Origin of the sequence: Cytobacillus purgationiresistens, assembly GCF_030813235.1 — a bacterium.
GTDB classification, from domain to species: domain Bacteria; phylum Bacillota; class Bacilli; order Bacillales; family Cytobacillaceae; genus Cytobacillus; species Cytobacillus purgationiresistens.
In genome coordinates, this window is record NZ_JAUSUB010000019.1 from 90344 (window position 1) to 103489 (window position 13146).

General features: G+C 38.0%; 12 protein-coding genes. 4 read left to right on the forward strand and 8 right to left on the reverse strand.

Annotated features, from left to right (window positions below; genetic code table 11):
- Positions 1–168: 168 nt before the first annotated feature.
- From J2S17_RS19150 to J2S17_RS19185, 8 genes are all read right to left on the reverse strand, one after another.
- Positions 169–1503 carry a peptidoglycan-binding protein gene (locus J2S17_RS19150; RefSeq protein WP_307477378.1) on the reverse strand — a complete coding sequence of 445 codons (1335 nt, stop codon included), beginning with the start codon at positions 1501–1503 and terminating at the stop codon, positions 169–171.
- A 29-nt stretch (positions 1504–1532) separates the two neighbouring features.
- Positions 1533–1781 carry a twin-arginine translocation signal domain-containing protein gene (locus J2S17_RS19155; RefSeq protein WP_307477379.1) on the reverse strand — a complete coding sequence of 83 codons (249 nt, stop codon included), beginning with the start codon at positions 1779–1781 and terminating at the stop codon, positions 1533–1535.
- A 470-nt stretch (positions 1782–2251) separates the two neighbouring features.
- Positions 2252–2809: an isoprenylcysteine carboxyl methyltransferase family protein gene (locus J2S17_RS19160; protein ID WP_307477380.1), complete on the reverse strand. Its 558-nt coding sequence runs from the start codon at positions 2807–2809 to the stop codon at positions 2252–2254.
- Between the two features lie 4 nt (positions 2810–2813).
- Positions 2814–3899 carry a type III polyketide synthase gene (locus J2S17_RS19165; RefSeq protein ID WP_307477381.1) on the reverse strand — a complete coding sequence of 362 codons (1086 nt, stop codon included), beginning with the start codon at positions 3897–3899 and terminating at the stop codon, positions 2814–2816.
- Positions 3900–4181: 282 nt separating this feature from the next.
- Positions 4182–4313, reverse strand: coding sequence for a hypothetical protein (locus J2S17_RS19170; RefSeq protein WP_307477382.1), 132 nt, complete (start codon positions 4311–4313; stop codon positions 4182–4184).
- 64 nt (positions 4314–4377) lie between these two features.
- On the reverse strand, positions 4378–5178 hold the full coding sequence (locus J2S17_RS19175) for a formate/nitrite transporter family protein (protein ID WP_307477383.1): 801 nt from the start codon (positions 5176–5178) through the stop codon (positions 4378–4380).
- 235 nt (positions 5179–5413) lie between these two features.
- Positions 5414–6205, reverse strand: a complete 792-nt coding sequence (gene fdhD, locus J2S17_RS19180) for a formate dehydrogenase accessory sulfurtransferase FdhD (RefSeq protein ID WP_307477384.1) — start codon at positions 6203–6205, stop codon at positions 5414–5416.
- 26 nt (positions 6206–6231) lie between these two features.
- Complete coding sequence (locus J2S17_RS19185; RefSeq protein WP_307477385.1) at positions 6232–6579, reverse strand: Na-translocating system protein MpsC family protein; 348 nt, start codon at positions 6577–6579, stop codon at positions 6232–6234.
- Between the two features lie 383 nt (positions 6580–6962).
- Between J2S17_RS19185 and fdhF the strand changes: the two genes are divergently transcribed.
- The 4 genes from fdhF to J2S17_RS19205 all read left to right on the forward strand — a co-directional run bounded on the left by fdhF (position 6963) and on the right by J2S17_RS19205 (position 12504).
- Positions 6963–9899 (forward strand): formate dehydrogenase subunit alpha, encoded by a 2937-nt coding sequence (gene fdhF / locus J2S17_RS19190; protein WP_307477386.1) that lies wholly within the window; start codon positions 6963–6965, stop codon positions 9897–9899.
- A 16-nt stretch (positions 9900–9915) separates the two neighbouring features.
- On the forward strand, positions 9916–10392 hold the full coding sequence (locus J2S17_RS19195) for a helical membrane plugin domain-containing protein (RefSeq protein ID WP_307477387.1): 477 nt from the start codon (positions 9916–9918) through the stop codon (positions 10390–10392).
- 182 nt (positions 10393–10574) lie between these two features.
- Positions 10575–11720 (forward strand): stage II sporulation protein P, encoded by a 1146-nt coding sequence (gene spoIIP, locus J2S17_RS19200; protein WP_307477388.1) that lies wholly within the window; start codon positions 10575–10577, stop codon positions 11718–11720.
- Between the two features lie 352 nt (positions 11721–12072).
- Entirely contained in the window at positions 12073–12504 is a 432-nt protein-coding gene (locus J2S17_RS19205) for a hypothetical protein (RefSeq protein ID WP_307477389.1), read from the forward strand.
- The last annotated feature ends 642 nt before the right edge of the window (positions 12505–13146 follow it).

Below are 13146 nucleotides of genomic sequence, written 5' to 3' on the forward strand. Positions count from 1 at the left end.
GAAGCGCTATCCTCCAAGGCTGGACAGCTTAGAATTGTCGAGGCAAACATTTTTGCGTATTGAATAGGGGTTTACTTTAGGGATTATCACAATCCAAATTTAAAAACAATATTTTTTGTGAAGTAAAAAAACATTATCATATAGATAATGTTTTTACTTTTATGCTCATTAAGAAAACAGTTTTTGCCATGTAGAGGGGCCCGGAATTCCATCAGCATCGCTGCCAGACCACCCCTGCGCTCTCTGAAAGGCAGCACATGCTTGACGATCCGATTCGCTCCACTTTGGTCCAGCTCCAACAGAATAATATTGGCCATATCCTTTTTGGATTAACCTTTTACCCATTGAAGTTACGTATTCATTGTTTGCTCCGTTACCGAAGAAATGAATACCAGGAAACTTTGATACGTTAGGAGCACTTCCTGCAAGTTGAAATAATCTCTGCCATGTCGAGGGACCGGGATATCCATCTGCATCGCCCCCAGTCCACCCCTGGGACCGTTGGAATTCTTGACAGTTAAGTCTATCTGCTTCTCCCCACGTTGGCCCTGGACCCACAGAGTAATGTCTGCCATACCCTGCTTTTACTAATTGAACACCTAAAATTGTGACATATTGATTAGACGCTCCATTTTTAAAATATTGCGCGCCAGGGAAACCCGGAGGTGAATAACTATTGCCTCCTCCATAAATTCCAGTTAAACGACTCCATGTACTTGGGCCGGGTATTCCGTCAGCATCGCTGCCAGACCACCCCTGTGCTCTCTGAAAAGCAGCACATGCCTGTTGATCAGCGGACGAGAATGTTGGCCCTGGTCCTACTGAATAATATCTGCCATACCCTGCTTTTACTAGCATTTTCCCCAATAAGGTTACATAATTATTGTTTGCTCCTATATAAAAATAGCGGGAACCTGGGAAAGATGATGTACCGCTGCTATCATATGGTGGTCCGATTGGGACTACACCACCTAATTGCGGATAAGGATTATTGCCACTCTCGTAATAAGGAGCAGCAACCCCTGCAATACTGCTATCATTTACATACCGATGTCTTCGGAATACCCCATGTGCTGTTGATATGTAAGGCACGCCTGGCCAAGTATTTCCTTCTATCGTATAAAATACTTTATGTTCATGATCATATCTTTCTATTATTCCTATGTGTGACCAAAAATTGCCTTGTCGGAAGAACAAAAGTCCACCTATTATTCGCTTTAATATTTCCGGCTCTAACCTAGCAAATATTAAAAAATCTTCTTTATTATAGTATTCTCTACTTAGTCCATCGTGAAATCTCCTATGATATTCAACACTTGCACTTCTTGTGAAAATATCGCTATTCCCTGACTGTGCAGCACACCAACTTACAAAGCTTGCACACCAAGGCTGATAATTCATCCCTATCCATTTGCCGTATTTGGTATCATTATTATTCCCTTCCAATGTGCCTATCTGAGATGCTGCAGTTTGGATCATATTTAATCTTCTTGATATCGACATATGTACTATCTCCTAATTTTTCTATTATTCTATTGCAGCAATGAATCAATATCTACTAAAAGAATATTCGGATCTTGGGGCAGCTCAGCATCTTCAGCAAGATACGTATCTCCCCATTGATCTGGCTCAAGGGGCAAACTATTAGGATCTCCTTCAATTGGGGGTGGATTGGTTTCATCTGCAAAAACCTTTAATGGTAAACTTGACGCAGCTATCGTAACTACACCTGCACCAAGGAAGCCTAAAAATTTTCTTCTGCTCACTTTTTTTTCAGACATGCCTATTCTCCTTTCACTAATCAATCTCAACAGTTAATCATGTTTTTTTAAAAATCTACCAAAATCATATATTATTTTCACAATAATCAAAAGATTAGATAGAATCATTTCGTATTTATTCCTTGTTACTTTTTTCCTAAAATATCCAATACATTCTAGGAATAAGTGAATTCACTCAGGCAATAAGTGGCTTAATGCTGCTTTTAACACACTGTATAAAAACAAAAAGAAGCCGCTTCAGCGGCTTCTTTATTTAATATGTATCATTCAAAATTCATTTTAGGATCTAACTTGCGGTTTTGTTACGTTACTTAGGACATATTTCATCACAACGCTATAAACTGCGACAGTGCCAATGACGAAGAGAGTCGTCATATTGCAACAACACCTTTCTACTGAGAATAACTATCATCTTCAATTAGAATCTTATCATAATCGAGAATGATTTTCAATGATGTCCCAAGCATTTTTCAAATTTTTCCGATTCCACTATCGGACTTCATGCGCGGAAAAGCTTCTTCATACTCTGTCAGCTGCTTCAAAGCTTCTTCTTCTGCAGGAATTCTAATTAACAAAATCACAAAATTTAAAATCGTAAAAACCAAAGCCGTATAATATGCATGAAAAAGCAGTGGGATAATAATAAATTCGAGTGTGACAATCAAATAGTTTGGGTGGCGCATCAATCTATATGGCCCCTTTTTAACTACGTCTGCATGCGGCATCACGATGATTTTAGTATTCCAGAAACGACCCAATGAGCTGAGCGCCCATAATCTCCCAGCCTGCGAAAGGATAAAGATGGGCAGCAGGACCGGCCAAAAAGGTGTCAATGAATGATTGAATATAAAGACCTCAGCGAACAGGACAATAAAAAACAGGGTATGCACCATAACAATAAGCGGATAATGTCCTTGTCCAAATTCAATAGCTCCTCGATCCTTCATCCATTTTTCATTTCCTCTTGCCACAACTAATTCGAATAACCTTTGGCAGATTACAAATACCCAAAAAAAGTAGAAAATCATATCATCACTCCCATTTCAACAGCAATAATTCAGAGCTGAACCCTGGTCCTAAGGCAGTAGCAAGTCCATATTCTCCCAGATCTGCAAATTCCATAAACCTTCGCAATACATAAAGAATGGTAGCAGACGACATATTTCCATACTCCTTTAATACATCCAAGGAGATTTTTGTCATCTTTTCATCAAATTGGAGAGATTGTTGATAGGCATCTATGACTTTTTTTCCTCCTGGATGAGCGACAAAATGCTGAATTTGACTCATAACCATGTTTACATCACACAAGAATTTAGACACATTCGGCTTAAGCCATCCTTCTATGATTGATGGTATATCCTTGGAAAAAACGACGTAAAGTCCTTCGTCCTTAACATCCCATCCCATCACATCCAATGAATCTTTCATTGTTGTGGACTGTGTTGCCTGTATATATGGAACAGCAGATAATTTTTGCAGGTTGCCCTTCTCGCACTCATCGCCAACAACTAATGCGCAAGCCACACCATCAGCAAACAGCGATGAGCCAATTAAGTTACTCTTAGAACGATCATTTCTTTGAAAAGTTAGGCTGCAGAGTTCCACGGATAACACCAAAACTTTCACTTTTGGGAAGGCAAGACAGTATTCGTTGGCCCGTGATAACCCTGAAGCACCTCCCCCACAACCTAAACCCCATATCGGGATACGCTTCGTTTGTTCGGAGAAAGGGAGTTTATTCATGATTCTTGCTTCTAAGCTCGGCGTAGCGATTCCAGAGCTCGTAATGGTAAAAATCGCATCGATTTCATCATAGGGTACAACTTGTTTAAGGAAAACTTCACTGCTTAAGCATTTTTCAATTGCTTCGGCACCTAGGCTCACACCTGTTTCTATAAAAGCATTATTTTTTTCAGCAAAGCTTTTGTCTGATTTAAACCAGTCCAGTCCCTTGGCAAAATGTCTTTTTTCAATTTGTCCGTTTTGGAATACCTTTAGCAGGCGATCGATATCCTTAAATGAATCAGAAAATAGGTCTCTTGCAAACTCAACAACCTCATCCTGTTCTAATGTATACTCAGGGGTTGCTTCAGCAACTGATATGATTGATGGCATGTGGAGCTCTCTCCTTCATTAATATAAGGTTAATTTTTCCACAATTGTAGATAATATACGCATATTCGTTATTTCCCCATGCCACATAAAACAAAACACTTCACTTTCTTAAACCACTATATTAACTATAGAAAAAATAGTAAAAAAGACAAAAAAAGCTGAACTTAAAAAAGTCAGTAAGACTTCCCTAAGTTCAGCTTTGAATAGTTTTGAAGGAGTTGCTGTGCTATTAAATGATAAAATAATTCTTATTATTAATCATTACTAAATGTTTTCCAATTGCTAGCTTTGGCGTTTTTTATCATGCTTTTGCACTTCTATAATGATTTTCTTGCCGGCAGCTAGGCCGCATACATGACAAACTCCTGCTTCGTTGTACAAAGTCTTACAATGATCACAATAAAATTTTTCCATCCTCATCACATCCAATAAATTCTAATGAATTATTATATGCAAGGACAAAGAAAAGTTGCTCATTTTATGAAACTTTTCTTAAATGTACTTCTTTCACATCTTGTTTTTGGAAAGCCATAAAGTAAGCAAGTCCCACAAAAATCGCACCGCCGATGACATTTCCAATAAAGGCCGGTATGATATTTTGAATAAAATCTAGCCAAGTATATGAACCAGCAAATATTGCTGCTGGAATAAGGAACATATTGGCTACTACGTGCTGGAAACCAATGGCAACGAAGGCCATAATCGGAAACCAAATCGCAAGAATTTTACCAGCAAAATCATGTGCTCCATAGGATAACCATACAGCTAAACATACAAGCCAGTTACAGCCGATAGCAGAAATGAGCGTTTGCATGAAAGTATCATCAATTTTAGCTCCAGCTAAAGCAACCGTCTTATCTAAAAAAGGACCTGTTTCTGTTAACCCGACAATATGACCGAAAAAATAGGCAACAAAAAGTGCACCGATAAAGTTAGACAGCAAAACCCAAAACCAGTTATTAATCAGCTGCATTAATGAAATCCGCTTAGAAAATAACGCGGTCGATACGGACATCATATTACCCGTAATCAATTCTCCGCCCGCTAAAATAACAAGTATAAGTCCAATTGGGAAGACCGCTGCACCAATAAACGAACCAAAGCTTCCCCATTCTGCTGGCAGATTCCCTATGACTCTTATATCTAGTAAAAATCCTAATGATATAAAAGCTCCGCCTAAAAATCCAAGAATAAGTAAAGCAGGTAAGGGTATCTTTGTCTTTGCTACCCCTGTATTGATTGTTTGTTCCATAATTTCCTGTGGCTTACTAAATGCCATTTTCTCCATCCCCCTTAAACATAAAAAAGACAGCACACAAACAAACCTGCTTCATACAGGCCAATTTGAATGCTGCCTAATCACCTTGCAATCCATACAAGGAAATCAACCATCATAAATGTTCTTTGTGAATAGAAATGAGACAGATCTTGCTTCATTTCCATTTCATAGATGCAAAATATATCCTACCAAAAAAATAAAACCTTGGCTACTGGCAATTTTAAAAACTTTACTGTTAAAAAGTAATCCGCTCTGGACAAGTATATATATTCATTGATTCATTGCGAATAAAACCTACGGTAGTAATTCCTAACTCTTCGGCTGATTGTAGAGCGAATTCAGTTGGAGCAGATTTTGATAAAATCACTTCACAGCCAATTTTAGCTACTTTTAAAAGAATTTCAGATGAGATTCTACCACTAAAAACAATGATTTTCCCTTCCATTGATATACCATTTTTTAAACAATATCCATAGATTTTATCTAATGCATTATGTCTTCCGATATCCATTCGATTCATAATCATCCCGTTTTTATCACATAAAGCAGCTGTATGAACCCCGCCTGTTTGCTGGAAGGTAACTGCTGACGCTTGAAGCTCCTTCATTAATCGAAAGCATTCCTCAGGTGTCAATGTTACTTTTACATCCTGCATCTTCTTTGCAGTTAATGCATCATTCACGAAGACAAACCCTTGTCTGCTCATGCCGCAGCAAGAAGTGATGTAGCGCTTATTTTGGAAATTTTGATAATAAGGATTGATCTTATCTGTTGTCACATGGACAAAACCTTCTTTTTCTTGAATCCAGATATCCTTGATTTCCTCATATTTTTTGATGACGCCTTCAGAAGCTAAATAGCCGATAACCATATCCTCGATGTATTCCGGCGTGCAGACCATTGTTACGAATTCCTGCCCATTTATTTTTACAGTGATTGGATACTCCGTCACGATTGTATCTTGCCTACGCTCAATTTTACCGTTACTGATACGTATAATTTCTCTTTTCGTTTCAATTTCTTTCATGTATGTATCCCCCCACTTTTAAACAACTATTCTGTTATATTTTTATCAAATACAAACACAGATATAGCCATATTTTCCTCTACTTTTATATCTGTGAACAAATGGATAAGCTTGGCACCGATCAGCTCTTCCATACCATCTGGAGTGCTTTCAGCATATACATCTTGAATCATTCTAGTCCTAGCAGCATGTACCATATCTTTTCCTTCAACCGATCTGGATATAAATTGCTCTGTAGGTGTTAAATTTCCATATAAAGTGGACACAGCCATATTTTCAACAAAGACTGTATGGATTTTCTCTGGACCTTTACCGAATAAGTCCTTCCTTAACTTTCGTATAATATCATTAAATTCATGAACAACTTTAGACATTTTTTTACCCCTTTGAAAAAACTTAATAAAGCTTCAATTGTTTTATCATAAAACAACTTTTCTAAAAATTAAAGTGGTAATGTAATGCATTCTTGTGGTTTAACGCTTCAAAAGGTGAAATCTGTTCTGACAATCTAGTATTGTGTCTTTTATACTTTAACGATATAATAGCTAATGGAATTGATGGACTGGTAATATTGGATTGTTATGAATCTATCATTTTTCCTAAAAACCATAATGGTTTGGATTGGTATAATAGCAAGTGTTGTTATTTAACTACTCCACCATGTATTACACCTGCCTATTTTAGGGCTAGCTGTGTAAAACATGGTGGTTTTTTTATGTTTTTATTAGAAAGTTGTTAGTTTTAAGGGGGAAATGTAATGACTTCCAATGTGAATATTAAAATCAATGGAAACGATTACGAGGGAAACGCCGGAAAGACGATTCTTCAAATCATCAATGAAAATGAAATTGCCCATCCACAGATATGTCATGTACCCGAAGTGGACCCAATTGAAACATGTGATACATGTATTGTTGAAGTAGATGGCAAACTTGTCCGTTCTTGCTCAACTGTTGCAACCGCTGGGATGAATATTAGCTTAGACTCCAGCCGCGCCAAAGAAGCGCAAACGGAAGCAATGGACCGGATTCTTGAAAATCACTTATTGTATTGTACCGTTTGTGATAATAATAATGGGAACTGCAAGCTGCACAATACAGCCGAAATGATGGAAATCGAGCATCAAAAATATCCATATACACCGAAATCGGAAAAATCAGAAGTGGATATGTCACATCCTTTTTACCGCTACGATCCTGACCAATGTATCGCTTGCGGACAATGTGTGGAAGTTTGCCAAAACTTGCAAGTAAATGAAACACTAACAATCGATTGGGAAAGACAGCGTCCTCGCGTCATTTGGGATGCAAATACCTCTATTAACGATTCTTCATGCGTATCATGCGGACAATGTGTCACAGTCTGTCCATGTAATGCCTTAATGGAAAAATCAATGCTTGGTGAAGCTGGCTTTATGACGAACATGGGTGATGAATTGCTAACGCCTATGATCGATCTAGTAAAAGAAGTTGAGCCAAGCTACAGCGGAATCTTCGCCATTTCTGAAGTGGAAGCAGCTATGCGAGACACACGTACTGAAAAAACAAAAACCGTTTGTACTTTCTGTGGTGTCGGATGTTCATTTGAGGTATGGACGAAGGATCGTAAAATCTTGAAAGTTCAACCAAGCCACGATGCACCAGTAAATGCCATTTCTACTTGTGTTAAAGGTAAATTCGGCTGGGATTTTGTCAATTCCGAAGAACGAATAACAAAACCGCTTATCCGTAAAGATGGCAGATTTGTAGAATCCAGCTGGGATGAGGCGCTTGATCTTGTTGCAAGTAAATTAGGCTCGATCAAACAAGCACATGGCAAAGATTCAATCGGTTTCATTTCATCATCTAAAATTACAAATGAAGATAACTATGTGATTCAAAAGCTTGCTCGACAAATGTTCGAAACGAATAATATCGATAACTGCTCACGCTATTGTCAATCACCGGCAACAGACGGTCTGTTCCGTACAGTTGGTATGGGTGGCGATGCAGGTACAATTAAAGATATTTCCGAAGCTGGACTGGTTATCATCGTCGGCGCGAACCCTGCTGAAGGTCATCCTGTGCTTGCAACTCGTGTTAAACGTGCACATAAGCTTCATGGACAAAAACTGATTGTAGCAGACTTGCGTAAAAATGAGATGGCTGAACGTTCTGATCTATTCGTTAGCCCACGCCAAGGTACCGACCAGGTTTGGCTAATGGCTGTAACAAAGTACATGATTGACCAAGGCTGGCATGATCAATCATTCATTGAAGAAAACGTAAATTATTTTAATGATTTCAAAGAAGTACTTGAGAAATATACATTGGAATACGCAGAAGAAAATACTGGATTACCTAAAGAAACAATCATCAATATTGCCGAAATGGTTCGTGATGCCGATGGAACATGTATTCTTTGGGGTATGGGAGTTACTCAAAACACGGGTGGATCTGATACATCTGCTGCCATTTCTAACCTATTGCTTGCAACTGGTAACTACCGTCGTCCTGGTGCAGGTGCTTACCCGCTTCGTGGACATAACAATGTACAAGGTGCATGTGATATGGGTACCCTGCCAACTTGGCTCCCAGGCTATCAACATATAACAGATGATGTAGCTCGTGCTAAATTCGAAAAAGCATATGGTGTAAAAATCGATGGCAAGCCAGGAATGGATAATATCCAAATGCTGCAGGCTATTGAAAAAGGTGATATGAAAGCAATGTATCTCGTTGGTGAAGATATGGCACTTGTTGATGCTGACGCCAACCATGTGGATAAAGTTCTTTCAGGGCTTGATTTCTTCGTTGTTCAAGATATTTTCTTATCTAGAACAGCTCAATATGCAGATGTTGTCTTACCAGCTGCCCCTTCTTTGGAAAAAGACGGTACATTCACTAATACAGAACGTCGTGTACAAAGATTATACCAAGCTTTACCAACATTAGGAGATTCAAAACCAGACTGGTGGATCACCCAAGAGGTTGCTAACCGCTTAGGTGCGAACTGGAATTATTCTCATCCTAGTGAAATCTTTGGTGAAATGGCAAGCCTTTCTCCGCTATTTGGAGGAGCAAACTATGATGTTCTTGAAGGCTGGAATAGCTTCTTCTGGGGCAGTTATGATGGTGAAAGTACGCCACTACTTTATACAGATGGATTCAATTTCCCAGATAAGAAAGCTAGATTTGCCCTTTCAGATTGGGTAGAGCCTGCAAGTTTCCCTGAGGAATACGATCTCCATATCAATAATGGACGGATGCTCGAACATTTCCATGAAGGGAATATGACGAATAAATCAACAGGACTTCAATCTAAAGTACCGGATGTTTTCGTTGAAGTATCAGAGAATCTAGCAAAAGATCGTGGTCTGAATGATGGTGCTCTCGTACGTTTAGTCTCTCCTTTCGGGGCGGTTAAACTGAATGTGCTCATTACAGATCGAGTGAAGGCAAATGAGCTTTATTTACCAATGAACTCTGTAAATAAGGATACGGCAATCAATTTCTTAACAGGTCCTTTATATGATTCACGGACACGCACACCTGCTTATAAGCAAACAATGGTTCGTATGGAAGTATTAAGCAATAGTGGAGATCAGCCACTCCCAAGAACGAATCCGCGGAACAAAAAACGCAATCCGCAAAACGGTGTTGAGGTTGCGCGCAAATGGAAACGTCCTGGTTACGTTCACTTAACGGATAATTAAAAGGAGGATGAGATAAATGGCAGCTCCTATAACGGAAATTTATCGTGAAGTCGATGAAGAAGCAGTAAAGCAGCAAAAAATGGAAGAATTGAAATCTCTTGTTTCAGAAAACGAGGATACAATTAATAATCTTTTTAAAATCCTTGGAGAATTGAATGACTCTGGTGTATTAGAAGCAGCGAGTTCCATGCTGCAAGGAAAAGAAAAAATTGCTAAAATTGCTCTAGACCAAGTCTCAAGGGAACCAGTAACCAATCTAATTAACACACTCATGGGTGCTACAGCAGCGTTAATGGAAGCTGATGCTGGACAAACAACCAAGCTCATTAAAAGCGCGCTGTCTGGATTGGATGAAGGAAAAACCTTCCTGGAATCAGAACAAAAAATAGGTGTAATGAACTTAGTAAAAGTCCTAAATGATCCTGATATTAATCGATCAATTGGCTTTGGTATTCACTTCCTCAAAGGTATGGGGAAAGGGTTAAAAGAATAATACATTAAGGCGAAAAAGAAGCATTTCCTTCTTTTTCGCCTTATTTTTTTATAAAATTATAAACCCTTAAATGATGCATGTTCCCTCCTATTTTGATGGCTGAAAATGCTAGATTCTGCAAACACGCTTGTCATATCCTCCTCCACTTTTTCATATGCATTTTAATAGAAAGGATGGATGATATGCAGAAATCACAGGGCTATCAATTATTTCTATTTATCAACGCCACAGTTGTCTTTTTCACACTCGCTTGTATCATCGTTGCCAGTGGAATCACTCTATTCACAGTAAAAATGTCCTCAGACATTGCTAGTTCTGTCATTAATGAGCCACAGTCCAGTTCAATCTATCTTCATCTATTAAAAAGCGCCAATCAAAGCTTTGTCGATGAAAAGGAAATTAAACAGGTTTCGGTCTCAGATATGGCATTTAAATTTGCTACAAGCATTACACCAGAAGATCCAAGGACCTTTTTAGGTAGGGAACTGCCTTCTTTTTCTTTTTTTGATACAAAGATTCATATTGCTGGTCAAGGAACGGATTATACGACATTGCCTATTGAATCATCTCCACCTATGGAGGAATTACTTAAGGATAGAGAAACAGTCCAATCAGAATCTGAAGAAAAAGAACAAACTGACAATAACAACGGTTCTCCCGTTAAGCCTCCCGACAAGAAAAACGTGTATATTTATCATACGCATAGCTGGGAATCTTACCTGCCGTTTATTAAAAACGGAACCGTTCCTGACGATGCCGTAAGCAATAATGAGAAGGTTAACGTCATATCTGTCGGCAATAAGCTGCTGCAAAATTTAAATTCAAAAGGAATTGGCGTCGAGCATAATAAAACCAATATGACTGCAGCACTTCATCAAGACGGTTTAAACGCTAATCATTCGTATCCATTTGTACGAGACCTTGTAACAGAAGCCATGTCCGCAAACAATGACCTGGACTATCTGATCGATATTCATAGAGATGCTCTAAGAAAAGATAAGACCTTTATAAAAATAAACGGGAAAGAGTACGCAAGAGTATTTTTCGTAGTAGGCAGTGAAAGTAAGAACTTTGAAAAAAATCTAAAGTTAGCAGAAGATCTGCATAACATGCTCGAAGAAAAATATCCAGGATTAAGCAGAGGTATTGGGAAAAAAGACTACAGCAAAGGTAACGGCATATACAATCAAGACCTTTCAGACAGAGCCATCCTGCTAGAAGCCGGTGGCGTTGATAATAATCGCAAGGAGCTTGACAATACGATGGAAGCATTCTCAGAAGTGTTTAGTGATTATTATTGGAAACAAAAGGACGCACAAGCAGAATAAACGAACAGTGGTTAAGCCATTTGCAGATCTCATTTGATGGAGATTTGTGGATGGCTATATAACTAAATTTGCTAAAATAAAATGCAAGTTAATATGAACTATAGTTAGTTCTGAAATTCTCATAGGCAAATGTTTTATTATTAATTTTTCCTTATATCTTGCGTTTTTTTTTATTGGCAAGGGAAAATAAAAGTCTCTTAATATCACTCTAATTAATGAAAGAGTATCACTCTGCTGAAAGCATACCCATAATTGTTAGATTACGATAGTTTATCAAATAAAGTTCGTAATCCTTTTTAATCTTTTCTGCTATGAAATAGCCGCCAATTAGCATGAAAAAGAAGTAGTAGTATTGCACTGCTTATTTTTTCTCTTTTTCGAATGTTTTCAACGATTTGAAAAAAGCTTAGGAATCATTACGACTGTACTGAATGGTGTACTCTTATTATTACATTGCTTTATCATCTATTTAGGCTTAGGAAATCCATTTAATATGATTACCCTGCTGCCTATCATAGTTGGTTCGGTTTTTATTATTACCGGGAACACACTGCCCAGACTGCAATTAAAAGATGAAAGCACCCATTCACACTTTAATACTTGGAATCAAGTGGCACGGACGATATCCTATACATTGTTTGCCGGAGGATTCGTAATGCTTTTTTCTGTCTTCTTGCCTCAAAGCTTTATCCTAGTTGGCTTTCTACTAATATTTTTTCTTACAATACTTTTGGCCGCTGCTTTCATCTATATTAAATACTCTCAAAGAACAAATTTGAGTTAATCTTGTTATCCATATAAAAAAGCATTTAGAACGCACTTCTGTGAGGAATCGTTCAATATGCGGGCTCCGATTCTTGATTTGCTACATTCAAACAATATATCGGCGATTTTTAGATTTTATCAGCGATTATCTCAATATATCAGCGACTTTTCGACTTTATCGGCGATCATTCCCTTTTATCGACGATTTTCATTTTTAGCCTAAAAACAGATCTTTAAGAATGGGATTTGGCTCAATATGCGGGCTCCGATTCTTGATTTTTTACATTCCAATCAATATATCGGCGATTTTTAGATTTTATCAGCGATTATCTCAATATATCAGCGACTTTTCGACTTTATCGGCGATCATTCCCTTTTATCGACGATTTTCATTTTTAGCCTAAAAACAGATCTTTAAGAATGGGATTTGGCTCAATATGCGGGCTCCGATTCTTGATATTCTACATTCCAAACAATATATCGGCGATTTTTAGATTTTATCAGCGATTATCTCAATATATCAGCGACTTTTCGACTTTATCGACGATCATTCCCATTTATCGCCAATTTTCATTTTTAGCCTAAAAACAGATCTTTAAGAATGGGATTTGGCTCAATATGCGGGCTCCGATTCTTGATTTTCTACATTCCAAACAATATA